The organism is Limnobacter litoralis (assembly GCF_030160455.1).
In the GTDB taxonomy this organism is placed as follows: Bacteria; Pseudomonadota; Gammaproteobacteria; order Burkholderiales; family Burkholderiaceae_B; genus Limnobacter; species Limnobacter litoralis.
The window spans coordinates 30,712-55,732 of the sequence record NZ_BSOJ01000002.1; the positions used below are offsets into that span (position 1 = coordinate 30,712).

A 25,021-nucleotide genomic window follows, 5' to 3' on the forward strand; every position below is an offset into this window, starting at 1 on the left:
ACACACCGAGGCACACCAAAAGCGCCAGGTCGTAATTGCGCTGGGCAAGCGGCGCGTTCAGGACAGCACCTGTTCCACAATCAGTTGCACAGCATCGCCTCCGTTGAAGGTGTCGCGTTCTACCCGGTAGGCCAACAACACCCTGCCCGACAGGGTTTCGGTGTTGCGCCAGCGCAGCGCCACATAACGCTTTCCATCGCGCAACAGCATGAACTTGCTGTGCGCGTTTTTCAGCAACTGCTGGCTTTGCACTTCAAATTCATCCACAAACAACGGGGCCGGGAAGCCCTGACCCCACACCTGGGTATTCAGCATGTCGGCCACGCTGGCCTGAATGTAGCCTGTCGGCAGTGAACCGTCACTTTCGACTTTGCGTTGCAGGGCCGACGCATCACTGAGCGTTTCCACGGCCTGTGCGAAGGCGGTTTTGAAGGGTTCAAGAAACTCCGACTGCAAGGTTAAACCGGCGGCCATGGCATGCCCGCCAAATTTGGGCATTGCGCCCTCAGGCAGCCTTTTGCTGACCAGGTCCAACACATCCCGAAGGTGCACACCCTGAACCGAACGCCCGCTGCCTTTCCATAGCCCATCGTCGCCGGGGGCCAGCGCAATCACCGGCCGGTACAGGCGGTCTTTGATGCGTGAGGCCAAAATGCCGATGACGCCTTGATGCCACTCGGGGTGGGCAACGACCACGCCCGCAGCCGGGTTTTCATCTTTCAGAAAGGACTCAATGTCTTCCAGCGCGTCGCGTCGCATGCTTTCTTCAATGCGTTTGCGCTCTTCATTCATGCGGCCCAGTTGGGCTGCCAGTTCACTGGCCTGAGCGTAATCGTCAGCCAGCAGGGCGCGAATGCCGATGCTCATGTCAGACAATCGCCCAGCTGCATTCAGGCGTGGGCCAATGGCAAAACCCAGGTCGGCAGCAAGGGCCTGGCGCGGGTCGCGGCCAGCCTCATGAAACAGGGCCAGCAAACCGGGTTGCGCACGGCCACTTCGAATGCGCTGCAAACCATGGGCCACCAGCCTGCGATTGTTGTCGTCAAGCTTCACCACATCGGCCACGGTGCCCAACGCAACCAGGTCCAGCAGGGCGTCCAGCCGAGGTTGGGTGTCGGCATCAAAAGCACCGCGTTGCCGCAGTTCGGCGCGCGTGGCCAGCAACACATAAAACATCACGCCCACACCGGCAATCGACTTGCTTGGGAAGGGGCAACCGGGCTGGTTGGGGTTCACGATGGCCAAGGCATCGGGCAGCGTGTCACCGGGCAAATGGTGGTCGGTCACCAAAACCCCAATGCCGAGGTCTGCGGCAGCCTGAACCCCTTCGACGCTGGCAATGCCATTGTCCACAGTGACCAACAGGTCCGGTTCAAACTGCTCTGCGGCCAGTTGCACGATTTCGGGGCTTAGGCCGTAGCCGTATTCAAACCGGTTGGGTACCAGAAATTCAATCAGTTCGGCGCTTTGGGCGGACTCTGCACCCAAAGACTCCAGCAGCATGCGAAGCCCACGCACGCCCACGGCCGTGGCTGTTGCGCCATCGCAGTCGTAGTCGCCGACCACCACAATTTTGGCCCCCGCCTCCAGCGCGTCTGCCAGAATTTCGGCCGCGCGGTCTATGCCTTTCAGGGCTGCAGGCTTCAGCAGGTCAGCCAAGCCCGTGCGGGGGGCTTCGTGCGGATCAACACCCCGATTGGCCAGCAGACGGGCCATCAGGGGGTGAATGCCCATGCCGCACAGGGCGGCTTCAACGGAGGGGTCGGCGCTGCGCACCTGGTGTTCAATCATGAGGGGTCCCATTGAGAATCAATGGCGGCCTGATCGCGCTGCCCAGCCGCCCAAGCGGCCCGTAAATCGGCTTCGTCAGGGGCCAGTTCATCGGCGGGTTCAGACAGCCATTGCCAGTCAGGCTGCCTGCGCCAGAATCGCAAACGCTCTACCCAGGTGGCGTGCAAGGTGCGCCAGCCATTCAGACCCAACAGCACCCATTCGAAGGCAAGCCCGGCCATTTTCATGGGCTGGATGACTTCCGATTCAAGCACCTGAAGCGCATCGGCTGCACCGCCCCACCCCTCAAACTGCACGCAGTACAGGCTTGGCCTGCAGGTTGGGGGCTGCTCATCTTGCGTGGGGTTCATCAATTCGAGCAAATTGAGCCAGAACACAAAGCGATTGACTGCTTCGTCGGCGTCATCAGTCATTTTGGCCAATTCATACACCCCATCGGCACTGACTGAGTACACGCGCGGCAAGGGCTTTTTCGCAATCCAAGGCTGTCCGCCACCCCAGAACCACAGCGCATTCAAGGGCTTTAAGCCACGCTGTTCGCGCTGGGTGTTGAATTCAGCATTGTGCAGTTCAACCTGTAGCGCGTGCCACATTTGACGCCAGTCTGCACACTCGTCGTTCAGCGGCAGGTAATCGCTTAAGCGAACGCTTTGAACCGACCAGGGCGAGGCCTGTTCCATCGGCAGGGGTTTTTCGCTGCGCAACAGCTGGTGCCATTCCACCAAGTCCACATGGCTTTGCCCAAACGACCAGCCATGGCGCTTCAGAATGGGGCTGACCACAGTCCAGAATTTCTGCAGGTCACGCTCGGTGATTTGCAGCAATTCGGGCGGCGTAAACCGAACACCGTCGCGGGTGACCTCCAGATTGCCGACACTTCCCCAGAACTGGGTAAAGGCGGGCGCGCTGCTGTTCATCATGGCCCAGGGTGGGTAATGTTCGAACTTTTCCGGCAGGGCGTCATCCAAGTGATGCATCAGCCACGCTTCAAGCCTGTCGAGCTGGCCTGCTGAGGTGTAAGGGCTGTTGCCACAGCGCGCAAGCGACCTTTTCAGGCCATCCGGAAGGGTTTGCTGCATGGTGGCTTTCTGAGCCTCGGGAACCCGGGCAAGCAGTTCTTCGGGCAATAGAATATTCGGTACGAACACGCACAAAGGTGCTTCTTTCATGGTTGCCAATGTTTGATTCAAACTACAATGGTGACGCGTTGAAATCTCAACCCATCGTCTGGAAATTTTGTGATTAGTTTACCCTTTGATATTGAAATTGCGCTGCGCTATGTGCGCGGTGGTGGTTCCCGAAGTCGAGATCGATTCATTTCATTCATTTCCGGACTGTCCATGGCGGGCATTGGCCTGGGTGTGGCCGCGCTGATCGTCGTCATCTCAGTCATGAACGGATTTCAAAAAGAAGTGCGCGACCGCATGTTGTCCGTGATTGCCCACGTTGAGGTGCTGGCCCCCGCCGATGGCTTCGAGAACTGGGAAAACACCATGCACACCATTGAAAAGGCCGACAAGCGCGTGGTGGGCGTGGCGCCTTATGTGGCGGGTCAAAGCATGTTGGCCTTCGACGACAACTTGCGCCCGGCGCTGGTGCGCGGCATCAATCTCGACCTTGAACCCAAGGTGTCTGACTTTCATGACGTGGTGGCCGGCAGCCTGTCCACCCTGCAGCCCGGCTCATTCAACATTGCCATCGGGATCGAGTTGGCCAAACAGCTCAACGTCACCCCGGGCGACAAAATCACAATCATCGCACCGGCCGGGCAAGTCACACCCGCCGGGGTTATTCCGCGGCTGAAAGCCTTTCGGGTAACGGCTGTGGTCAGCACTGGCCACTATGAATACGACAGCGGCCTGGTGCTGATGAACATTGAAGACGCTGCCCGCTTTTACCGCACGGCCGGCCCCACTGGCCTTCGCATCAAGCTGACCGACATGAACGACGCACCCGCCGTGGCCAGCGAACTGGAAAAAATTCTGCCCGCCACTTATTGGGTGCGCGACTGGTCGGTGCAAAACCGCACCTGGTTTGCAGCCGTTCACACTGAAAAACGCATGATGTTCATTATTCTGACGCTGATTATTGCGGTGGCGGCTTTCAACCTGGTCTCGATGTTGGTGATGACCGTGAAAGACAAGCGGGGTGAAATCGCGATTTTGCGCACGCTGGGTGCAAGCCCATCGTCGATCCTTCGCATTTTTATTGTTCAAGGTGCGCTGGTCGGCTGGATCGGCACTTTCTTTGGCGTGTTGATCGGTTATTTGCTGGCACTGTATCTGCCCAACATCATTCCGGTGATTGAGCACATCTTCAACGTACAATTCCTGCCACGTTCCATTTATTTCATCAGCGAACTGCCGTCTGACCCACGCTTCTCCGACATTTCAACCATCGTGGTTGTCGCTTTGGTCCTCAGCGTGGTGTCCACCATTTACCCCAGCTGGCGGGCTTCCCGCGCCGAACCTGCGGAGGCGCTGCGCTATGAGTAAAGTCGTCATTGAAACGCGCAAGTTGAGCAAAGCCTTCAAAGGCATCACTGCGGCAGACCAAGCCACGCGCGTCATTCACGAGCTGGATTTCAAGGTCATGGAAGGCGAAACCGTGGCCATCGTCGGCGCCTCAGGTGCCGGAAAAAGCACCCTATTGCACGTTCTGGGCGGGCTGGAAAGCCCGGATTCCGGGCAAGTGCTGTGGGGCACAGAGGCCATTGACCAGTGGTCTGTGCGTGAATTGGGCTTTCAGCGCAACAAAACGCTGGGCTTTATTTACCAGTTTCACCACCTGTTGCCTGAGTTCAGCGCGCTGGACAACGTGGCCATGGCGCTGCGCATTGGTGGCACGGATAAAAAACAGGCCCGTCAACGGGCTGCCGTGGTGCTGGAACGCCTGAACTTGGGCCATCGCCTGAACCACCGCCCCGCCGAATTGTCGGGTGGTGAGCGCCAGCGAGTGGCCATTGCACGGGCCTTGGTGACCCAACCCAAGGCGATTTTGGCGGATGAACCCACGGGCAACCTGGATCTGGAAACAGCCAATCAGGTGTTTGCCAGCCTGATCGACAACAACCGCGAGGCCAAAGCCGCTTTGGTGATGGTGACCCATTCGCTGGAACTGGCCCACCGTTGTGAACGGGTGTTGTCCCTGTCCAAAGGGCAATTAACGGTCGTGAAGTGAACGGCGCAGCCGTCGTCTGCGCCTTCGCACCACGCTGATTCGAATGCCGACATTCCACAACACGCGAACGGCGCAATAGCCCACCAGGGCCAGCGTCAGCATGGTGGCGGGCAAACCCACCGCCAGTGAAGGCCCCAGGTTCAAACCCCAGTGAAGCAGGGCCTCGGTAGACCCCCACCAGTTCGACCAGTCCCACTCAGGCAGCACCGGAATTTTGCCCTCGCCCACGCCCCCCAGCAGCCAGTTGCCGTAAGCCACGGCAAAAACGTACAGGGGCACGATGGTCAAAGGGTTGGTGTAAAAGGTGGTGACCACCGCCGTCGGCAAATTGACGCGAAACAGCACCGCGCCCACCACACTGCCAAACACCTGAAACGGCCCAGGAATCAGCCCAGTGAAAAGCCCCAGTGAAATGCCGCCCGCCACACTGCGGCGATTGATCGCCCAGATGTTGGGGTGCGCGAGATAGCGCTTGAATGGGCGTGCCCAGAAATACCGTTCAATGGAACTGGCTTTGGGCAGCCTGTTGCGTAACCACCGTCGAATCATGGCAAACTTCAGGAATGTGGACCGACACGCACCTTCACCTGGACGCCAATGAATACGCCCCTGACCGGGAGTTGGTGACTGCGCGCGCGCGTGACAGGGATGTTACCCGTTTTGTGGTGCCCGCGGTGTGCAGGGCCAACTTTGACACCGTACAACAACTGGCCCACCAAACGCCCGGCGTTTTTTATTGCCTGGGCATCCACCCCATGTTTGTACACAACGCGCAAGTGGAAGACCTGGATGCACTGCGCAGCAAAGTGCAGGAATGTCTGAATGACCCGCTGTTTGTAGGCATCGGTGAAATCGGACTGGACGGCTTTGAGCCCAACCCGGACTGGACACGGCAAACCCTGTTTTTTTACTCGCAACTGCGGCTTGCACGCGAATTCGATTTGCCCGTGGTGATGCATGTGCGGCGCTCTCAGGACCTGATCTTGAAAGGCTTGCGACAGTTCAAGCCAAAATCGGGCATTGCCCACGCCTTCAATGGCAGTTTTCAGCAGGCTGAAGAATTTCTGAAGTTAAACATGTGCCTGGGCTTTGGCGGGGCCTGCACATTCACCCGGGCGCTTCAAATTCGCCGGTTGGCCACTGAGTTGCCGCTGGAAGCGCTGGTACTTGAAACCGATGGGCCAGACATTGCCCCCAGCTGGATTGCCAAAGAACGAAACGCGCCCGAACACCTGCCCCGCATTGCGCAGGTGGTGGCCGGGCTGCGTGGAATCGATCTGCCTGCCTTGTCTGCAGCCACGCAGGCCAATGCGATTCGGGTGTTGCCTAAATTGCAACCGTAGGGCCAAACACTTCGTGTGACAACTGCGCCTCTGGCAACTTCAAGCCATCGTGCAAAATGGCCTGCAAGGCAGCCATGAAAGGCAGCGGCCCACAGAAGTACACCTGCGCATTGCGGTCGCTGATCCAGTCTTTCAAAACAGGTTCAGTCAGGTAACCCGCCACGTCACCCCCCTCCCCGTATTCATAGGCCAATTTCACGGTGACATTGGGCAGCTTGGCCATTTCACGCAGTTCATGGGCAAACACCTGAAGTTCGGCGTTCTTGCTGCAGGCAATGAAAGTCAGCTTCTGGCCACTGCTGCGCTGGGCCAAAGCCTGCTTCATCATGGCGTACAGGGGCGTAATGCCCACGCCACCGACAATAAACACCTGCGAAGGGGCTTGCGCGTTCAATACAAAATCACCTTGGGGCGGGCTTAACAACACCTGATCACCCACCTTGGCATGGTGCAACTGGTTGGACGCAATGCCGCCCTCCTCCGCCTTGACAGTGATGCGAAAATAGCCCTGCTGACCCCAGTAAGACAAGGAATACTGACGAATTTCATCGTGCCCACTGGCTGTGTTTTTCAGCTGGATGCCGATGTACTGACCACCCTTGTACGCGGGCACCGTCTTGCCATCTGCGGGGTAAAGCAGGAACGATTGCACCAACGCAGTTTCACGTTCAATGGCCCGAATCTCGAAGGGCCTGAAACCGCGCCATCCGCCCTCAGTGGATTCAGCCGCCTGATACAGACCTTCCTCTGCATCCACAAACACCTTGGCCAGCACACCGTAAGCCTCACCCCACGCTTTCAACGCCGTATGGTCAGCGGGCAGCCCCAACACCTCTTGAATGGCGGCCAACAGGTTTTCACCTACCACTGGGTAGTGGGCGGGCAAAACACCCAGGCTGGCGTGCTTGCTGGCAATGCGTTGCACCGCGGGCAACAGCGCCGCCAGGTTGTCAATGTTCATGGCGTAGGCCAGCACCGAGTCGGCCAATGCGGTGGATTGGCGACCACTGCGCTGATTGGACATGTTGAAAATATTCTGCAATTCAGGGTGCTGTTTGAACAAACGGCCGTAGAATGCCTGAGTAATTTGTCGGCCATGCTGCTGCAACAGGGGTACGGTGGATTTAACGGTGGCAATGGTGTCGGCTGAGAGCATGGTGGTTATTCCTTAAAGATTCATTTAAAATGTATCTTTAGATTAGGGGCGCACTGACAGTGTCGTCAAGCCTCCAAAACAGGCCAACGCAATACTTTTTAATACATTTAAATTTATGCAACTGACCAAACACACCGACTTTGCCTTTCGCACGCTGATGTACCTGGCGTCGATGCCCTCGGACCAAGCCACCATCAAGGAAATTGCCGAGCGTTTCGACATTCCGAAAAGCCACTTGATGAAGGTTGCGAATTCACTGGTGCATCACGGCCTGGTGCAAGCCAGTAGGGGCAAAACGGGCGGCATACGTCTGGCCAAAAAGCCGGAGGAAATTGGTCTGCGGCAGGTGGTGGAATGGATGGAAAACACCTTGGAGCCGCTGGACTGTGCGGGGCAACCGTGTGTGATCCTGAAAAGCTGTCAGCTGAAATTCAAGCTGTCGCAAGCGCGCGACGCCTTTCTGGAAAGCCTCGGGCAATTCACGCTGGCCGATGTCATCGACACCCCCACCAGAAATGAACTTCACACCATCCAGTTACACCTCGGATAACCCAGGCTGACGACCTGGTCGCCATCGTTTAAATCTGCGGGCATGCTGTAGGCCCTTGTGTCCTGCCCACGGCCTGAATTGCCCACACTTTCCCGCTTTCCGTCGCTGTGCCTGCTGGCAGTCGGCCTGTTTGCGGGGCAATCGCTGTTTCACAGCCAAACGCAATGGCCAAACTGGACCAGTTTTGTACCCGCTTGCCCACCCCCATTGAATGCCTGTGGCCTGATGCTCATGGCCCTGTTTTTGTTGCTCTACACGCGGGGTTGGTGGCTTTTGGCTTTGGCCCTGTTGCTGGGGTATGCCGGCACTTTGCCGCTGGCCAAATGGCACTTGGAACATCGAATTCCGCTTGAATGCCACGGGCAAATTGTACAAACCGATTTTGAACTGCTGTCTGCTGCGTGGCAGGTCGATGGACAAACGCGCTGGCGCATTCGCGCGCAACACAGCCCAAACCCCTGCCTGCCAGACGACACCACCCTGTGGCTGCAAAACACCAGTGGGCAAGCACCAGAGTTTGCTGCGCATTACCGGGCCAAACTGCAGTTGAAAGCGGCCTATGCCCCTTTGCAACTTGATGGGTTTGACGCCAATGCCCGCTGGTTTGCCGACGGCATCGGCGGCTTTGCCAAACCAAAGGGCCCTGTTCAGTTGTTTGCTAGCACGCCTAGGACCCAACTCAGCGGCCTTCTGCAAAGTGGCCGATGGGCGATTGAACAGTGGATTGTCAAAGTGCTCGGAATGACACCCCAGGCGGGCATTGTGCTGGCCCTGACGGTGGGCGAGCAGGGGCTGATTGATGCACAAACCCGTGACCTTTACGCCAACACAGGCGTTGCGCACCTGATTGCCATTTCAGGACTGCACATCGGGCTGATGGCCTTGATGGCGGGCTGGTTGGCTCGCGCAATTCTGACCCGCGTGCCTTGGCAGGCGCTGCGCACCCATGCGCACCTTGCCACCGTGGTGGCCACTGTTGCAGCCGCACTGGCCTATTGCCTTTTGACAGGCTGGGGCTTGCCTGCGCAAAGGGCGCTGATCATGCTGGCGGCGCTGGTGTTAAACCAGTACAGCACAGGCAGGGCCAACCCCTGGGACAGCCTGTGGCTGGCCTTGTGTGCAACGCTGGCAATCGACCCCTGGGCCTGCCAGCGCACCGGGCTCTACCTGTCATTTCTGGCCGTGTTTGCCCTGTTGGTGGTTGGGCAAGGGGTGTATCGCTTTCCACGCTTGCGCTCTGAAAAATTGTGGCTGGGCATTCGCTCGCAATGGGCAGTCACCGTGGCCTTGTTTGTGCCTTGCAGTGTGTTGTTCAACCAGCAGTCGCTGGTTAGCCCACTGGCCAATACATTGTCGATTGCCTGGATGAGCCTTTTCACCACGCCGCTGGCGCTGGCTGGCAGCCTGCTGCACAGCGCAACCGCCCTGCACCTGGCCGCATTCACTTTGCAAGTGCAGAACCACTGGCTGAATGCATTCAACGCCCTAAGCTGGGCCACACTGCCAGTGCCCAATCAGCCATGGCCGATCGTATTGCTGGCATTCTTTGGCAGTTTGCTTTGCCTTACGCCGCTGGGGTGGAAAACACAGATTACCGGGCTTGCGCTGATGGCACTCATGCTGTGGCCGAGCCCACGCCCGGCTGAGGGCAGTTTCACACTGAATGTGCTGGACATCGGCCAAGGCACGGCACTGGCAATTGACACCACGCACCACCGCCTGCTGTTCGACACGGGCCCCGCCTACTCCGCTGAAAGCGACTCAGGCAGACGCATTGTCGCGCCATGGCTGCGGCAGCAAGGCACCCAACCCTTTGACGCTTTGTGGGTGTCGCACAACGACAGCGACCACAGCGGCGGCGCACCTTATTTGCTAAACCACTTCAAGCCCGCCTTGTTTGTCAATTCAATGCCAGCCGACAACCCATTGAATGCCCTTGCCCAACAGCGCGGTATTGCAACAGCCTTTTGCCACACCTTCAAAGCCTGGCGCTGGGATGGCGTGCTGTTCGAACCCTTGCCCCTGTGGCAAGGCAGTGCCAAGCCACCCAAGGGCGACAACAACCAAAGCTGTGTGTTGAAAGTCAGCAATGCCCACCACAGCGTGCTGTTAACGGGCGACATCGAGGCACCCGCCGAGCAATACCTGCTGACCCATTTCAAACCTGGCCAACTAACCAGTGAAGTGCTGATCAGCCCGCACCATGGATCAAAAACCTCCTCAACGCCTGCCTTTCTGACCGCAGTGGCGCCCCACTTCATCGTGATCGAATCGGGCTGGAAAAACCATTACCACCACCCTGCCCCACAGACCGTCGACACCTACCAGCACACCGGAGCATTGTTGTTCAATACGGCCCAACTTGGTGCATTGGCCTTTCACTTTCCGGCAAACAGAACGCCGCCAACATTCAATATTGCGGGTGAAGTCCGCAAACGCTATTGGACGCTGCACGAAAGCAGTGCAAACCGCCCCGTTCGCTGGTAAGTTTGTATTGCAGACTGTCAAATTAACAGCACATGCACGTGGCACAGTTCTTGAATAAACCCGATCATCAGGCACAGGAAAACAAGAAAATGGCATCCACTCCTTTTGACGAAATGTATCAAGCCCCTGACGATGTGCGGGCTCATTATCAGGACTTCAACAAATGGCTCGGTCAGCAGGCCGACGAGAAGCTGGCCAACAAACGCGCTGAAGCGGACCTGATTTTCCGGCGTGTGGGCATTACCTTTGCCGTGTATGGCGACGACGCCGGCACCGAACGGTTGATTCCCTTCGACATCATTCCACGCATCATTCCTGCCCATGAATGGAAAATTCTGGAGAGCGGATTGCGCCAGCGCGTGACCGCACTCAACATGTTCCTGAAGGACATCTACAACGAACAAAAGATCCTGAAAAACGGCCTGATTCCGGCTGAGCAGATTTTCGGCAACGAACAGTACCGCGTTGAAATGCAGGGCGTGAAAGTGGCCAGCGACATTTACGCGCACATTGCGGGCGTCGACGTGGTACGGGCCGGTGAAGGCGAATTTTACGTGCTGGAGGACAACCTGCGCGTGCCATCCGGCGTGAGCTACATGCTTGAAAACCGCAAGATGATGATGCGGCTGTTTCCCGAGCTGTTTGCCCGCAATCGCGTGGCCCCGGTTGAACACTACCCCGACAACCTGCTGGAAAACCTGCGTTCTGTTACGCCACAGAATTCAAGCGACCCCACCGTGGTGGTGCTGACGCCGGGCATGTACAACTCGGCCTATTTTGAGCACGCCTTTCTGGCCCAACAAATGGGCATTGAACTGGTGGAAGGCAAAGACCTGTTTGTAGAAAAAGAAGTGCTTTACATGCGCACCACGCTGGGCCCCAAGCGGGTGGACGTGATCTACCGGCGGCTGGATGACGACTTTCTGGACCCACTGGCCTTTCGTGAAGATTCTCAACTGGGCGTGCCGGGTTTGCTGTCGGTTTACCGGGCCGGCAACGTCACGCTGGCCAATGCCATCGGAACCGGCGTGGCCGACGACAAATCCATCTACCCCTACGTGCCCGACATGATTCGCTTCTACCTCAGCGAAGAACCGATCATCAACAACGTGCCCACCTGGAAATGTCGCAAACCCGATCATTTGAAAGAAGTGCTGGCCAAGTTGCCTGAACTGGTGGTGAAGGAAGTGCATGGCGCTGGCGGCTACGGCATGCTGGTGGGGCCTGCCGCCACCAAGGCTGAAATTGAAGCCTTCCGCCAAAAGCTGATTGCAGAGCCTGCCAAATTTATCGCCCAGCCTACGCTGGCCCTGTCCACCTGCCCCACTTTTGTTGAACAAGGCATTGCCCCGCGCCACATCGACCTGCGGCCCTTTGTGCTGTCAGGCAGCAAAGTCACCCTGATTCCTGGCGGGTTAAGCCGCGTGGCCCTGCGCGAAGGGTCGCTGGTGGTGAACAGCAGCCAGGGTGGCGGCACCAAAGACACCTGGGTACTTGAACGCTAAAAGGAGAGACACATGCTGAGCCGAACCGCAGACCACCTCTTCTGGATGGCCCGTTACATTGAGCGCGCAGAAAACACCGCACGCATGCTGGACGTCAACGTGCAGACGTCACTGCTGCCACAAGACGCCGACAATTCCGAGCAGGGTTGGCGCGCCATGTTGTCCATTTGCGAGTTGCAACACGCCTACCTGCAAAAGCACGGCGAAGTGGAACCAGAAGCCGTGATCGACTTCATGGTGAAAGACCCCAACAACCCGTCGAGCATTTACTGCTGCCTGCAGGCCGCCCGAGAAAACGCACGGGCTGTGCGCGGCGCGCTGACCACCGAGGTTTGGGAAACCCACAACATGACCTGGCTGGAGTTGCGCAAGCTGTTGGCCGACAACCTCTGCGAACGCGACCCCTCCGAGTTTTTTGAATGGGTCAAGTTCAGATCGCACCTGTCCAGGGGCGTCACCATCGGCACCATGCTGAAAGACGACGCCTTTCGATTCATTCGACTGGGCACCTTTCTGGAACGGGCAGACAACACCGCCCGACTGCTGGACGTGAAATTTCACAGCATGCCCTTCAGCCCCCTGGGCCAATTGAACAACGCTGACCCGCACGCCGATTACTACCACTGGGCCGCCATATTGCGTTCGGTGTCGGCGTTCGAGACCTACCGAAAGGTGTATCGGGACGTGATTACGCCCGACCGCGTGGCTGAACTGTTGATACTGCGGGACGACATGCCGAGGTCGCTGTTGGCGTCGCTTAACGAGGTGTGCGCCAACCTGGCGCTGGTGCGCAACGACTATTCAGACGACACCGAGCGCCGCGCCGGCAAACTGCGCGCCGAATTGCTGTACAGCCAAATCGACGATATTTTGCAGACCGGCTTGCACGCCTACCTCACGAACTTTCTGGAACGGGTGAACGACCTGGGCAACAGGATCAGCCAGGATTTTCTGGTTCCGCTGGAAACATGAAACTGCACATTGAACACCACACGGAGTACACCTACAGCTGGCCTGTGATTTACAGCATTCAGCACATTCGGCTGACGCCGTTCAAGCTGCCAAACCAGAAGGTGCTGAAATGGGAAATCAGCACCCCCGCCAAGGCGTCGCATACGCTCGACCACTTCGGCAACAAAGTGACCCATTTCACCGTGAATCAAAGCCACCAGCGGCTTGAGGTGACAAGCCGGGGCGTGGTTGAATTAACACCCTTGGTGGGCGGCTACTTGCACGATCAGGCTGACCCCGTGAACCCCTTGGTGTTCAGTGGGGCCACGCCGCTGACGGTGTACACCCCCGACATGGCGCAGTTTTCAAGTTTTGTGGCCGACAGCCACATTCCGTTCGAGGCCCGCATGCTGGCGCTGGCCAATGCTGTGGCCGACCGCGTGCAATACAAAACCGGCAGCACCACCGTTGCACACACCGCGGCTGACGCCTTTGAAAATGGCGAAGGCGTGTGCCAAGACCACGCTCACCTGATGCTGGCCTGCCTGCGGGCGCACGGATTCTGCGCCCGATACGTCAGCGGCTACCGGTTTTCAGAACACGCGCCCGAGCACGCCAGCCACGCTTGGGTAGACGTGTACAACCCCGACAAACAAGCCTGGCTAAGTGTGGACGCCACCCACCGGTGCCTGGCCGACGAGTTCCACTGCCGACTGGCAGTGGCACGCGATTTCACCGGCGCGTCGCCCGTGCGCGGGGTTCGGTCGGGTGGGGGTGAGGAAAGGATGAAGGTGGGTGTTCAAATATCGGGAATATGAGTGTCATTCAAAAAAGAGTTGCAAGTCTCTCTTTTTTCGTTTAAAAATATACACAGTGTAAATTTTACACCTTGTCCATTTTAGTAGCGCCGGACAAAACACACACAATAAAAACGACCGGAGACATCTATGCAGCGAACTGGTGTGGCGCTCGCCCTAACCGCTGTTTCACTTGCCGCGCAAGCGGGCACATTCGGGCTTGAAAACGGCATTGATGGCCGTTGGTCATTGACCACGTCCTACGGCACCAGCATTCGAACCCGCGATGCGGACCCAAACCTCATCGGCGTGGGCAATGGTGGTAAGGCTGCCAACGGCAATGCGGACGATGGCAATCTGAACTTTAAAAAAGGCCAATCATTTTCGACCATTGCCAGTGCGATTGGTGAACTGGAGTTGAAGAAAGACAAACTTGGCGTATTTCTTCGAGCAAAAGCGTTCAGCGATGAATCGCTGAAAAACAGACCCGTCATACACGGAAGTTACGACAATGCTTACGTGCCCAACACGCCGCTGTCCGACAAAGCTTTTCCTGCCTTGTCTAAATTTTCAAACATAAAATTTCTGGACGCCTACGTATTTGGGACTTTCCGCCCCATCGCAAACCACCCAATTACAGTAAAGCTCGGCAACGAAGTGGTGCAATGGGGCGAGGGGCTGTTCATCCAGGGCGGCATCAGCCAGTTTGGCCGCTTTGACGCTGCGGCCTCCAGAAGACCAGGCGCACAGCTTAAGGAGGTTTTGTTGCCCATTCCACAAGTATCAGTCAGTGGAAGCGTCAATGACAGCATTAGTCTGGAAGGATTTTATCAACTGGCCTGGCGATCCACAGGAGTAGACGGGTGCGGCACATTCTTTTCTCCAGCAGACCCCTTGAATTGCTCAGGTGCCATTTTCAATCCGGGAACCGTGGTCATGAATGGCATCACCTTGGCCAGCTTTGATAGCAGAAGTGACCAGCAAGCCTACAACGGCACTTCTCCGGGCACCTTGCTTGGCACGCAGCTGATGTTGCCTTCGCTGTCGCTGATTAATTTCAGGGCAAGCCGCCTGTCAGACAGTCAACCGAAAAGTTCTGGACAGTTTGGTCTGGCTGCACGCTATTTTGACAGTGAATCCGGCAGGGAATTTGGCTTCTTCCATGCCCAGTACCACCAGCGCATTCCGGCGCTTGGCCTGAAACGTCAACCGTCTAACATCCCTGGCTCGCTGTTCAGCACCAATCTCTATCCACTGTCCTTCTATCTCGATTACTCGGCGGAAGACATCAAGGTGGACGGACTCACTGTGACGGACAGCATCGGACCCTATTCGGTATTCGCCGAGATCAGTCACACCAAAGGTCTGCCCGTGCCTTACAACACCAATGATTTTGTGTCGGGGGTGTTGACAGGGACAGGTCCTCTGGGTGCCCTTCGAAACCAGACTGGACGCATTCCAGGTTTCGATCGCAAAGACAAAACTCAAGTGCAGTTCGGTGGCATACGGGTCATTCCGAGGGTGCTGGGTGCTTCAAGTCTATCGCTCATCGGCGAAGTCGGTTTCGAGCACTACTCCGGCATTGGCGACCCCATGAACAGCGTTCGATACGGTCGACCACCCACCTTCGGCATCGCTGAAACCAGTGCAACAAGCTGTGCGCAAACGGGCAACGCCAACCCGGACACCTGCGAAGCTGTGGGCTTTGTGACCCCCAACTCATGGGGCTATCGAGTGGTTGGACAACTCAGCTATCCCAATGTGATTGCTGGTGCCAACCTAAGTCCGCGGGTCTTCTGGTCACACGATGTGAAGGGTTATTCAGGAGACCTTCTGTTGGTCGAAGACCGCAGGATTTTGGGACTTGGAGTGAAGATTGACTGGCGCTCTCGCTATTACGCAGACATCTCATACAACCGCTTCGGACGGGTGGCGAAATACGATCAATTCCGTGACAGGGATTACGCCTCTGTCGTGGTTGGCGTTGATTTTTAACTAAAACAAAATAACGGGGACAACATGAAATTAAAAGCGGTAATTGGAACGTTTTGCATCACCTGTTCAATAGGCAGTGCTGTGCACGCGGCCGTAGGAGCCAGCGACATCGACAGGCTGGGCAAAGACCTCACCCCCATTGGCGCTGAAAAAGCCGGCAACAAGGATGGCACGATTCCGGCCTGGACAGGTGGTATGACCAAGCCGCCAGCAGGCTGGGACCGGGAAAAAGGCTATGTCGATCCGTTTGCCAGTGAAAAGCCACTGTTTACGATCACAGGCGCAAACGCTGGGCAGTACAAGGACCACCTGACAGCAGGACAACAAGAAATGCTGAAGCGCTACCCGAGCTATCAGATACGGGTCTTTCCGACCCACAGAACGGCTGCTTACACTCAAAGCGTTTACGACCTGGCAAAGCAACAGGCCTTGAAAGTTCACCTGGCTTCGGGTGGAAACGGTGTCATGGACAGCGGAAAGAGCAACGTGCCATTTCCAATCCCTCAATCTGGCATTGAAGTGCTGTGGAACCACCTGATGCGATTTGTTGGCGGCGAATTTCTGCGCTACTCGGCGGACATGCCCGTTCAAGCGGATGGTGGCTACACCGTTGGTACCCGAACCGAAACCGTAGCCATGGCTTCCGTTTTACCGGATGCCGAACGAAACCGCATTCTTTACTACATTCAACAATTGACAGCGCCTTCGAATGTGGCCGGGCAGGCCATTCTGGTTCATGAACCGATCGATCAAGTGAAAGAATCGCGTCTGGCCTGGCAATACAATCCAGGCCTGAGGCGAATCATCAAGGCACCAGACCTTGCATATGACTCCCCAGGCATTGGCGTAGACGGGCTTCGTACCAACGACGACCTGAACGGATACAACGGATCACCCGACCGCTACACATGGAAACTGCTGGGCAAGAAAGAAATTTACATCCCATTCAACGACTACAAACTGGCTGACAGAACCGCAAAATACAAAGACATCGTGATGCCGCATCACCTGAACCCCAACTACACACGCTATGAATTGCATCGTGTGTGGGTGGTTGAGGGTGAACTGAAGCCGGGCATGCGCCACATTTACAAGAAAAGGGTTTTCTACATTGATGAGGACACCTGGGGCATTACCTTGGGCGACCAATACGACGGTCGCGGCGAATTGTGGCGTTCAAAAGAGCTGTTTTTCATTCAAGGCTACGATCAGATCAACCCTGTGCCAGTGGCTGAGGTCACCTACGATTTCCAGGCCAGGCGCTATCTCGTAGGTGGCCTGAACAATGAGGAAAAAATGTACAAATTCGGACTGAATCTGAATCTTGAAGATTTTTCTCCGAATGCACTCAGACGCCTGGGTAACTAGGCCACGGGGACGCCGGGCAACAAAGCATCCACGATTCGGTCGAGTTCACGCATCGCGTGTTCACGACCGATCAATCCGTCCCAGATCATTTGACGCAAACCCCAAAACGACATGATCAACATCCAGACGAGAGACCTCAAAGAATCTGAATTGGCAGTATTGCGATCGAAAAATGTCGTCATCCAGAGTCCAAGAATGAAGTCTCGAATTTGCAATCTCAGTTGCTCCAGTTCCCGGGAGCCGTAATTCATGCCAGCGATCAACTGCCACAGTGCGTTGCCTCTGCCTTTCGGTAAATCCAGTGAAACTGCCGCTGCACACTTGATGGCGTCCCGAAGGTTCCCACTGTTTTTTTCCACTGCAAGTCGGGATTCATTCATAACCTCGAAAAAAATGAAACTGGCCGTTTCAACCAGCAGGGCATCGAGGCTTGGAAAATGTTGATAAACCAATTGACGGCTTACCTTCGCAGAAGTCGCCAATGCGCTCATGTTCAAAACGGCCCAGCCCTTTTGCTCAACAAGAACTGCGGCATTTTCAATCAGAAATTGCCGACGCTCTTGTTTGTCGAGATAGCTTCTCTTGCGGGATTTGGAGTCTCGATTTGACATTGCTTCAGTTCCGGAAGTCCTGAAAAAAAGCCTCGGCATTCGCTTCGACTACGGGGATAAACAAGATTATATATAAATTTGACAGTATGTAAAATTTATCGTTAAATTAACCAAAAAATGATTAAAAACAATCAAAACAGGTTGGAGACATTCATGGCACGGCACACCCTCTATGGCTGGCACATGTCGTATTTCACAGGCAAAGCACTGTGTTACTTGCGTTACAAAAAGGTTGACTTTGACTTCAGACAAGTCAATTACATAACGTTGATGAAGAAGATCAAGGCCAAGACCGGTGCTGTGGTCATGCCTGTGATCAAAACAGCCGATGGGCAATGGATTCAGGACACCAGTGTCATCATTGACCGGTTTGAAAGTGAGACCCCCGTCAATCCGGTCATGCCAGACACTCCCCTTCAACAATTTGCATCCCGACTTCTCGAGGCCTGGGGTGATGAATGGTGGATTCCGTCTGCCATGTACACACGCTGGTGTCATCCAGAAAATTACGTGGTCTTCGAACACGACGCGGGCAAAGGGCTACTGCCCTGGGCACCTTGGTTTATCCAAAAGCGGGTTGCCGCCATACCTGCAAAGGCCATGCGATCCCTGCTTCCATGGGTGGGTGTCATTCCTGAACAGTACAAGGCGCTTGATGATTGGAATGCGCAAATGATGGATGCTCTGGATGCGCATTTCAAACAGACACCCTTCTTGCTCGGCAATCGCCCAAGCCTGGGCGACTTTGGATTGGTCGGTAGCATGTACGGGCACCATGGACGAGACCCTTGGCCCAAGCGTGAATTGCTAACCCCACGGAAAAACCTGTCTGCGTGGCTGACTCGCATGACGAATCCCGAACAATTCAGCCAAGGCGCACTTTGGCCAGCCGATGAAATGCCGCCCACTCTCGATCCGGTTTTTCACTCCATATTCCGTGAATTTGTTCCTTTCGTTAGAAAGACAGCGGATGCTGTGAGTCTCAAGTTCGCCGATTTTCCAGTCGGGAAACCTTTGCCCCGCAGAGTGGACATGATCGAGGGAAATCTGGCCGGAAAGCCATTTACGCGAGGTGGACTTGTGTACATGATCTGGATGGTCCAGAGAGCACTGGACACATTCAACAGCTTTTCCGCAGAAGACCAAAACACCATCCGCAAATGGCTTAAAAGCTGGGATGCGGAAGATCTGGTTACCAAAGCCTGGCCACGCGTAGAACGTGTTGCATTGACTGTTTGCCTTGCCGAACGCATCGAATCAAAAAAGGTGGCAGCATGAGCAAAACCATCGTGATCACTGGCGCATCGTCTGGCATAGGTGCAGCGCTTGCACACTATTACGCCAGTCAAGGGTGTGCATTGGGCTTAACGGCCCGTCGAATTGAACGACTGGAAGCCTTGAAGACCGAACTGACCGCACAACATGGTGTTCAAATTGAGGTAATGAGCCTAGATGTTAATCGGGTTGACCAGATCGACGGGGCCATGACAACACTGATTGAAAAGCTGGGTGGCGATGTGGACATCCTCATCGTCAACGCCGGTGCCAATCAGCTCACCAAAGTCGGCAACAACCAATTGAGCGAAGAATTGGGTTTGTTGCAGACCAATCTTTTGGGTGCGGTTGCCACCATTCACTTTGCGGCGCGCTATTTCAAGACCCGCGGCAAAGGGCACATTGTCGGCATTTCATCACTGGCCTCCCTGATGCCGATTCCACGCCAAGCCGCCTATTGCGCAACCAAAGCAGGCTTGTCGATGTATCTGGACACCGCTGCAATCGAACTGAAACGCCACAACGTGGCTGTCACGAAGATACTGCCTGGCTTTGTGAAAACCGAAATCGTGGATGACATGGACAAATACCCCTTCGTCGTTAGTGCAAATGAGGCAGCCCGACAAATTGCAGGCCATATTGAACGGGGCAGCGGCACTGGTGTGGTTCCCGCTTACCCATGGCGATTCTTCAAGCCTGTAATGGGGAAAATGCCGACCAGTCTGTGGCGCTTTTTCAAATAAGGCCACGGTCATGAAACCGACTAAGGTCCAATTGCGGTTGATCGGGTTTTGCGCAGTCGCCCTTTTCATTGGAATCATGGAGCACATCACACAGTCGCCGGAAAAGGGGCGCCTCATTCTGGTGACGCCGGCCATGCGTCAATTCGTAAGGGAACAGATCAGCGACGCCAACTCATTGGGTCCCACTGAGAAAAATTACGACCTGGCTCTCACGAGCTACTTGAACGATGAGGTGCTTTATCGAGAGGGCATGCGTCTTGGCCTGGATCAGGACGACCTGATCGTACGCCGGCGGGTCATCCAGAAAATGCGCTTTCTGATGGAAGACACGACCCCATTGAAAGAGCCTCGTGAAAGCGAGTTGCAGGACTGGTTAGACAACCACACTGCGCAGTACCAAACTGGCCAATCCATTTCATTTGAACAGATTTATTTCTCGACTGATCGGCGAGGTGATCAGGCTCTGTTTGATGCGCGCAAAGCCCTGTCGCTGCTGCGTGCAGGCAAACAGCCAGTGGTCGGCGACCCTTTTCCTCAGATCAGTGGAAGTACAGAGTTGAGTCATCAGGCGTTGCAACGGACGCTCGGGACATGGCTGACCGACCGAATTTTTCAGGAAATGCCAGGGCAATGGTCCGAACCAATTGTCTCACCCATGGGTGTTTTTCTCGTGAAGGTCAACCGTGTTGAACAGGGTCGGACCATGACAGTGCAAGAAGCCGGGGAGCGTCTGATCAATGACGTGAAAGACGCGCAACGTCGGGCATTGAACGAAAAGAGCCTGACCGCCTTGAAATCACGATACACCCTGAAAGTGGTGAACTGAGATGAAGGCCCTGCGGATGATCATCGTTTGCATGTTGCTGGTGCTCCTCTATGGTCCGGGCCTGTCGCATGCGCATGAAATGGGTACGGCAGCCTTGCACCTCACCGAATTTTCCACTGGATCAGGTCAACTGAGTTTCAAGAAAACACGCGGTGTTTCGGGTGACATTGCACCTATTTCCTTTGAGTTGCTACCCGCTTGCAAACTCAGCAATGTGCACACCAGCTGGGAGGGAAAAACCGAGGTTCAGCAAGTGGCTGAGTTCCACTGTGATCAACCACTCGACAGGCACTCCGTGCTGGTGGATGGATTCACCAGACTTGCCCCCGATCTCATCGTCAGCGCCCACTTTTTGGACGGAACTGAACGCGTGCAAATTGCCAGTTCTACCCACACACTTTTGAAGCTGAAAAGCGATACCACTCAGTCGAATGTTGACACTGACTACTTAGGCATCGGCATTGAACACATTTTGGGCGGCATGGATCACGTGTTGTTCGTCACTGGTCTTTTTTTGCTGTGGCGACAACACCAGGAGTCGCTCAAGGCACTGATCGGGCGTTTCACTGTTTTTACCCTGGCCCACAGCGTGACCCTCGCGCTGCTCGTACTGGGCTGGATCACCGTCCCGGCTCGCGCAATTGAAGCCCTGATTGCCCTCAGTGTTCTGTGGGTTGCATTTGAACTCCTTGAGGATGGCGAGGGCAATCGGCCATTTTCCACAAACTGGGTTGTGGCGGCTTTTGGTCTGCTGCACGGCAGTGGCTTCGCCCTGTCAATGGCAGACCGTGGCTTCCCGAAAGACAGTCTGCTTTCAACACTTCTGCTTTTCAACATCGGCATTGAAATGGGTCAATTGCTCATCGTGGCAGACCTGTATGTCGCATTTCTTGCCGCGGACCGCTGGCTTGTTTTCAAGGCGAGGTATGCGATTCAGTGGCTTCTCACGGTGCTTATGGGCGGATCGGCACTTTACTGGACTATCGAAAGGGTGATGGTTTATGTCTGAATACAAAAAATGGATGCGAATCGGACTACTGTCGTTGGCGCTGCCTGTTGGTCTGTGTGCATGCCTGGGAAATGGCTCATCCGATGCAAGCTCTTCGCCGACACCTGCGGAGGTGACAGCGTCACAAGTCGACAATTCGAATCCGCCACCATCCACCAACGATGGCCAAAGTGAGTTCGAGTGCCTGAATACAAAATCCACAGTGAAGCAGGCGTTTTTTGGTGATATTCACGTTCACACCAAGTTGTCCTTTGACGCCTATTTTCTGAACTCACTGAACGGACCGAAAGAGGCCTACGACTATGCCAAGGGTGAATACGAATATCTACCCTCCGGCAATGATCCTGACAAACCGGTCAGGCGTGTCAGTATTGGTAGACCGCTGGATTTTGCGGCGGTCACAGAACATGCCGAGCAATTGGGTACTTTCAGCCGGGTCTGTGAGGCCAACGGCACACTTCCGGATGGCACCAACCCAGCTTGTTCGGTGTTCGGTCAATTTATACGCGATAACATCTCGACATTTATCACCGGCCAGGTACCGCTTTACCTGCAGCTCGTCACCAGCGCCGGTCGCAATGCGCCCAGCACCTCAACCTGGCAGCAAATTCAGCAAATCAATGCTTCCGAAAATGAGCCCTGTCACTTTACGACGCTGAATGGGTATGAGTTCTCTTCCAATAAGGGGGGGCAGGTTTTACATCGAAATGTGATCTTTGCCAGCGACACGGTACCCAAAGATGTTTACAGTTCGGTTCCTCCCATTCCAACCGAAGACAACACCAACGACGAATGGGGTCTGTTTGACAGTCTTAAAGCAAACTGTCTGGATGTGCCGAAGTGCGATGTCATCACGATTCCACACGGCACCAACCAAAGCGACGGGCGGTTTGCCCGCCCGCGTGAAGCGGACACCGGTCTGCCATTGGCTCGTGACAACAGGCCCTTGACCGTCGCCGACGCACAATTGCGAAACACCTTCGACAAAAATCTGGAAATCATTCAGCACAAGGGTGCCAGCGAATGCCTGACCGGATTTAACGGCGCCTTGCTTGCTGGCGAAGAGGCAGGCTGCGGCTTTGAGGAATGGAAAACCTTGTGCCGAGGCAAAAACGATGACCCACCCGAGTGCAAGCTGGTGTGCAAAGGGTCACCGAATGACCCGATTTTTTGTCAGGTGAACCAGAACCACGGTGCCACTGACAGCCTGCATGATGTTCGGCCTTGCGACAAAGTGGCCATTGGCGGATCAACACCAAGCGACTGCACTTCGCCGCTGGACTATGCCCGAAATGTAATCCCCGAAGGCATGGCGCTGCAGCGAAAGCTGGGCGTGAACCCCTATCAGTATGGTTTTATAGCGTCTAGCGACACGCACAACGGCCTGGCTGGGCGCACAGACAATAAGAAATACGCGGAAAACACGGGCCACGGCGGCGTTCTGGACGACGAACCCAGGGAGGCCTTGGGTCACTGGGATTGCACAGAGCCGCCATTACCGACTGACCCGATCACTGGATTCAAGGTACCGGTTCACAATTACGACGCATCAAACCCATCCAATTGCAATGACCGCCATTTCAACCCGGTGGCCATCAATTTCACGCCAGGCGGATTGGCAGGGGTGTGGGCTCGGGAGAACACCCGGAAAGAGATCTTCGCGGCATTGAAACGCCGGGAAACATTTGCCACATCAGGATCACGTATGCGAATCCGGATGCTGGCCTCAGCCACACCGCTGCCACCGGACATCTGCACAAGACTTGAAAAAGGAGAAAGTCCCATTGAGGAGGGATACATCCAGGGCGTGCCCCAAGGTGGCTCTCTGACGCCTGGTGCATCGGGTCCTTATCTCGTGGTGTACGCCATGCAGGACCCAGGTGGTCAAGAACCAGGAATGCCGCTGCAAAGCATCGAAATCATCAAAAGCTGGGCGGACAGAAACAACCAGATCAGAGAGCACCGAATCGTTCTGGATGCAATCAAAAACCCACCTGAACCCGATCAGCAATGCCAGGTTCAATACCGAGGCCCGGCTCAAATGTGCAAGGTGTTTCAGGACAAGGATTTCGATGCAAGCCTCGGTGCCTCGTATTATGCGCGAGCCCTTGAAAATCCATCGTGCAGATGGAGCACTCGCATGTGTTCAGCCAAAGGCGTGCAGTGCGACACAATCCAGGCCTCCAACGGCCAGTTTCCAGCGGGAAGTCCGTTTGCCGGCTTTGAAGGCTGCTGCAAGATTGCTGGCGAGCCTGGCACTTTCTCGGCAGTCAACCGGTTTATCACACAACAGGAGCGGGCCTGGAGCTCGCCAATCTGGGTTCAGGCAGCCCAACAAAAAAAGGACAACAAGCCATGAAGAAAAAATGGGTGGGGGGAATAATCGCAACAGTGATACTGGTTTCAGCAGGCTTGTATGCCGCCAGAATCCCGATCGCGATGAGCGTGGCCGAGAAAATAGCCATGCGCCGTTTAACGTCGTCAGACATCAATTTGCCAGATGGCTTGCACGTCGGCCTTTGCGGAACGGGGTCGCCCATGCCCGACCCCGATAGATCCGGGCCCTGCACGGTTGTGATTGCGGGCAAACAACTCTTCCTGTTCGACGCAGGCACAGGCTCTAACAAGATGCTTGCGCGGATGGGCCTGGGTGTTGGTGCATTAAACGGCGTCTTTCTGACCCATTTTCACTCTGACCATCTGGATGGATTGGGTGAAATCATGATGAACCGCTGGGCCCAGCAAAGATCGGGAAAGCCACTGACCCTGTATGGTCCACAGGGGCTTAAAACCGTGTATGACGGATTTGAAGAAGCCTACAAGCTGGACACGGGTTATCGAATCGCCCACCACGGCACAACGGTGATGGTCCCTGACTTGCAAGGTGCCCGGCTTCACGAATTTCAGGTGAACGGTGATGCAGCCATTTCTGTTTTACGTGAGCCCGATCTCGAAATTGACGCATTCGCAGTCGATCACGGTCCGGTCAAGCCCGCCGTGGGATATCGGATTCGCTACAAAGGCCGCTCTGTGGTCATCAGTGGCGACACCGCTGCAACACCACAAATCACCCTCAATTCCAAAAACGTGGATCTGCTGATCCACGAAGCCTTGTGCCCAGAACTCGTGAACGATCTCGGCAATTGGGCGGGTCAGGCCAATCGACCCAAAATCCAGAAAATCATGCATGACATTCTGGGCTATCACACCAGCCCGGAGCAGGTGGCCGCTGAGGCGCAGGAAGCCAAGGTGAGGGCCGTCGTCTTTACGCACATTATTCCACCCATTCCCGCAGCGCCATTGCGCGAGATTTTCATGGGCAAAGCCAAATCGATTTTCCATGGGGACATGCGAATTGGCTCCGATGGCGATCTGATCAGTCTGCCACCCAACTCAGATCGCATCGAATACAGCAACATTCTGGGAAATTGAAC

Annotated in this window: 21 protein-coding genes; 16 read left to right on the forward strand and 5 right to left on the reverse strand. The window is 55.6% G+C overall.

Annotation, left to right across the window (positions count from 1 at the left end):
• Positions 1-57: 57 nt before the first annotated feature.
• Both recJ and QQJ87_RS00695 read right to left on the reverse strand, forming a co-directional pair.
• The gene (gene recJ, locus QQJ87_RS00690; RefSeq protein WP_284279347.1) at positions 58-1,791 is read right to left on the reverse strand and encodes a single-stranded-DNA-specific exonuclease RecJ; all 1,734 of its coding nucleotides are present in this window, start codon (positions 1,789-1,791) and stop codon (positions 58-60) included.
• On the reverse strand, positions 1,788-2,960 hold the full coding sequence (locus tag QQJ87_RS00695; protein WP_284279348.1) for a hypothetical protein: 1,173 nt from the start codon (positions 2,958-2,960) through the stop codon (positions 1,788-1,790). The genes recJ and QQJ87_RS00695 overlap by 4 nt, the downstream gene beginning before the upstream one ends.
• A 72-nt stretch (positions 2,961-3,032) precedes the next feature.
• On the opposite strand from QQJ87_RS00695, the gene QQJ87_RS00700 reads away from it, so the two are divergent.
• Both QQJ87_RS00700 and QQJ87_RS00705 read left to right on the forward strand, forming a co-directional pair.
• Positions 3,033-4,286 carry a lipoprotein-releasing ABC transporter permease subunit gene (locus QQJ87_RS00700; RefSeq protein WP_284279383.1) on the forward strand — a complete coding sequence of 418 codons (1,254 nt, stop codon included), beginning with the start codon at positions 3,033-3,035 and terminating at the stop codon, positions 4,284-4,286.
• A complete protein-coding gene (locus QQJ87_RS00705) occupies positions 4,279-4,971 on the forward strand; it encodes an ABC transporter ATP-binding protein (protein ID WP_284279349.1) in 693 nt (230 codons plus the stop codon). Before QQJ87_RS00700 ends, QQJ87_RS00705 begins: the two co-directional genes overlap by 8 nt.
• On the opposite strand, the gene QQJ87_RS00710 is transcribed toward QQJ87_RS00705, so the two are convergent.
• Positions 4,954-5,520 carry a DUF2062 domain-containing protein gene (locus QQJ87_RS00710; protein ID WP_284279350.1) on the reverse strand — a complete coding sequence of 189 codons (567 nt, stop codon included), beginning with the start codon at positions 5,518-5,520 and terminating at the stop codon, positions 4,954-4,956. The genes QQJ87_RS00705 and QQJ87_RS00710 overlap by 18 nt on opposite strands.
• A gap of 14 nt (positions 5,521-5,534) precedes the next feature.
• Between QQJ87_RS00710 and QQJ87_RS00715 the strand changes: the two genes are divergently transcribed.
• Positions 5,535-6,314, forward strand: a complete 780-nt coding sequence (locus QQJ87_RS00715) for a TatD family hydrolase (RefSeq protein WP_284279352.1) — start codon at positions 5,535-5,537, stop codon at positions 6,312-6,314.
• Here QQJ87_RS00715 and hmpA read toward each other — a convergent pair.
• Entirely contained in the window at positions 6,298-7,470 is a 1,173-nt protein-coding gene (gene hmpA, locus QQJ87_RS00720) for an NO-inducible flavohemoprotein (protein ID WP_284279354.1), read from the reverse strand. The genes QQJ87_RS00715 and hmpA overlap by 17 nt on opposite strands.
• 115 nt (positions 7,471-7,585) lie before the next feature.
• Here hmpA and QQJ87_RS00725 point away from each other — a divergent pair, with 115 nt between their 5' ends.
• The 7 genes from QQJ87_RS00725 (at position 7,586) to QQJ87_RS00755 (ending at position 17,123) form a co-directional block, all read left to right on the forward strand.
• Positions 7,586-8,020: an RrF2 family transcriptional regulator gene (locus tag QQJ87_RS00725; protein WP_284279355.1), complete on the forward strand. Its 435-nt coding sequence runs from the start codon at positions 7,586-7,588 to the stop codon at positions 8,018-8,020.
• A gap of 57 nt (positions 8,021-8,077) precedes the next feature.
• Positions 8,078-10,507 carry a DNA internalization-related competence protein ComEC/Rec2 gene (locus QQJ87_RS00730; protein WP_284279356.1) on the forward strand — a complete coding sequence of 810 codons (2,430 nt, stop codon included), beginning with the start codon at positions 8,078-8,080 and terminating at the stop codon, positions 10,505-10,507.
• 89 nt (positions 10,508-10,596) lie between these two features.
• A complete protein-coding gene (locus tag QQJ87_RS00735; RefSeq protein ID WP_284279357.1) occupies positions 10,597-12,012 on the forward strand; it encodes a circularly permuted type 2 ATP-grasp protein in 1,416 nt (471 codons plus the stop codon).
• 12 nt (positions 12,013-12,024) lie between these two features.
• Positions 12,025-12,984, forward strand: a complete 960-nt coding sequence (locus QQJ87_RS00740) for an alpha-E domain-containing protein (protein ID WP_284279358.1) — start codon at positions 12,025-12,027, stop codon at positions 12,982-12,984.
• Complete coding sequence (locus tag QQJ87_RS00745) at positions 12,981-13,781, forward strand: transglutaminase family protein (RefSeq protein ID WP_284279359.1); 801 nt, start codon at positions 12,981-12,983, stop codon at positions 13,779-13,781. Before QQJ87_RS00740 ends, QQJ87_RS00745 begins: the two co-directional genes overlap by 4 nt.
• A 129-nt stretch (positions 13,782-13,910) precedes the next feature.
• Positions 13,911-15,755, forward strand: coding sequence for a DUF1302 domain-containing protein (locus QQJ87_RS00750; RefSeq protein WP_284279360.1), 1,845 nt, complete (start codon positions 13,911-13,913; stop codon positions 15,753-15,755).
• Between the two features lie 24 nt (positions 15,756-15,779).
• Complete coding sequence (locus tag QQJ87_RS00755; protein WP_284279361.1) at positions 15,780-17,123, forward strand: DUF1329 domain-containing protein; 1,344 nt, start codon at positions 15,780-15,782, stop codon at positions 17,121-17,123.
• Here QQJ87_RS00755 and QQJ87_RS00760 read toward each other — a convergent pair.
• Positions 17,120-17,734 carry a TetR/AcrR family transcriptional regulator gene (locus QQJ87_RS00760; RefSeq protein ID WP_284279362.1) on the reverse strand — a complete coding sequence of 205 codons (615 nt, stop codon included), beginning with the start codon at positions 17,732-17,734 and terminating at the stop codon, positions 17,120-17,122. The two genes, QQJ87_RS00755 and QQJ87_RS00760, sit on opposite strands and share 4 nt — an antisense overlap.
• A 153-nt stretch (positions 17,735-17,887) precedes the next feature.
• Between QQJ87_RS00760 and QQJ87_RS00765 the strand changes: the two genes are divergently transcribed.
• From QQJ87_RS00765 to QQJ87_RS00790, 6 genes are all read left to right on the forward strand, one after another.
• Positions 17,888-19,012: a glutathione S-transferase family protein gene (locus tag QQJ87_RS00765; RefSeq protein ID WP_284279364.1), complete on the forward strand. Its 1,125-nt coding sequence runs from the start codon at positions 17,888-17,890 to the stop codon at positions 19,010-19,012.
• Positions 19,009-19,752 (forward strand): SDR family NAD(P)-dependent oxidoreductase, encoded by a 744-nt coding sequence (locus QQJ87_RS00770; protein ID WP_284279365.1) that lies wholly within the window; start codon positions 19,009-19,011, stop codon positions 19,750-19,752. Before QQJ87_RS00765 ends, QQJ87_RS00770 begins: the two co-directional genes overlap by 4 nt.
• Positions 19,753-19,828: 76 nt before the next feature.
• Entirely contained in the window at positions 19,829-20,578 is a 750-nt protein-coding gene (locus QQJ87_RS00775; protein ID WP_284279366.1) for a peptidyl-prolyl cis-trans isomerase, read from the forward strand.
• Between the two features lies 1 nt (position 20,579).
• The gene (locus tag QQJ87_RS00780) at positions 20,580-21,587 is read left to right on the forward strand and encodes a HupE/UreJ family protein (RefSeq protein ID WP_284279367.1); all 1,008 of its coding nucleotides are present in this window, start codon (positions 20,580-20,582) and stop codon (positions 21,585-21,587) included.
• Positions 21,580-23,946 (forward strand): DUF3604 domain-containing protein, encoded by a 2,367-nt coding sequence (locus tag QQJ87_RS00785; protein WP_284279368.1) that lies wholly within the window; start codon positions 21,580-21,582, stop codon positions 23,944-23,946. The genes QQJ87_RS00780 and QQJ87_RS00785 overlap by 8 nt, the downstream gene beginning before the upstream one ends.
• Entirely contained in the window at positions 23,943-25,019 is a 1,077-nt protein-coding gene (locus QQJ87_RS00790) for an MBL fold metallo-hydrolase (RefSeq protein ID WP_284279369.1), read from the forward strand. The genes QQJ87_RS00785 and QQJ87_RS00790 overlap by 4 nt, the downstream gene beginning before the upstream one ends.
• Positions 25,020-25,021: the final 2 nt, after the last annotated feature.

Bases quoted from the DNA above. Each gene is read 5' to 3' on its own strand.
- recJ (WP_284279347.1), bottom strand. From the start codon at position 1,791: ATGATTGAACACCAGGTGCGCAGCGCCGACCCCTCCGTTGAAGCCGCC.
- QQJ87_RS00695 (WP_284279348.1), bottom strand. From the start codon at position 2,960: ATGAAAGAAGCACCTTTGTGCGTGTTCGTACCGAATATTCTATTGCCC.
- QQJ87_RS00705 (WP_284279349.1), top strand. From the start codon at position 4,279: ATGAGTAAAGTCGTCATTGAAACGCGCAAGTTGAGCAAAGCCTTCAAA.
- QQJ87_RS00710 (WP_284279350.1), bottom strand. From the start codon at position 5,520: ATGATTCGACGGTGGTTACGCAACAGGCTGCCCAAAGCCAGTTCCATT.
- QQJ87_RS00715 (WP_284279352.1), top strand. From the start codon at position 5,535: ATGTGGACCGACACGCACCTTCACCTGGACGCCAATGAATACGCCCCT.
- hmpA (WP_284279354.1), bottom strand. From the start codon at position 7,470: ATGCTCTCAGCCGACACCATTGCCACCGTTAAATCCACCGTACCCCTG.
- QQJ87_RS00725 (WP_284279355.1), top strand. From the start codon at position 7,586: ATGCAACTGACCAAACACACCGACTTTGCCTTTCGCACGCTGATGTAC.
- QQJ87_RS00735 (WP_284279357.1), top strand. From the start codon at position 10,597: ATGGCATCCACTCCTTTTGACGAAATGTATCAAGCCCCTGACGATGTG.
- QQJ87_RS00740 (WP_284279358.1), top strand. From the start codon at position 12,025: ATGCTGAGCCGAACCGCAGACCACCTCTTCTGGATGGCCCGTTACATT.
- QQJ87_RS00745 (WP_284279359.1), top strand. From the start codon at position 12,981: ATGAAACTGCACATTGAACACCACACGGAGTACACCTACAGCTGGCCT.
- QQJ87_RS00750 (WP_284279360.1), top strand. From the start codon at position 13,911: ATGCAGCGAACTGGTGTGGCGCTCGCCCTAACCGCTGTTTCACTTGCC.
- QQJ87_RS00755 (WP_284279361.1), top strand. From the start codon at position 15,780: ATGAAATTAAAAGCGGTAATTGGAACGTTTTGCATCACCTGTTCAATA.
- QQJ87_RS00760 (WP_284279362.1), bottom strand. From the start codon at position 17,734: ATGTCAAATCGAGACTCCAAATCCCGCAAGAGAAGCTATCTCGACAAA.
- QQJ87_RS00765 (WP_284279364.1), top strand. From the start codon at position 17,888: ATGGCACGGCACACCCTCTATGGCTGGCACATGTCGTATTTCACAGGC.
- QQJ87_RS00770 (WP_284279365.1), top strand. From the start codon at position 19,009: ATGAGCAAAACCATCGTGATCACTGGCGCATCGTCTGGCATAGGTGCA.
- QQJ87_RS00775 (WP_284279366.1), top strand. From the start codon at position 19,829: ATGGAGCACATCACACAGTCGCCGGAAAAGGGGCGCCTCATTCTGGTG.
- QQJ87_RS00780 (WP_284279367.1), top strand. From the start codon at position 20,580: ATGAAGGCCCTGCGGATGATCATCGTTTGCATGTTGCTGGTGCTCCTC.
- QQJ87_RS00785 (WP_284279368.1), top strand. From the start codon at position 21,580: ATGTCTGAATACAAAAAATGGATGCGAATCGGACTACTGTCGTTGGCG.
- QQJ87_RS00790 (WP_284279369.1), top strand. From the start codon at position 23,943: ATGAAGAAAAAATGGGTGGGGGGAATAATCGCAACAGTGATACTGGTT.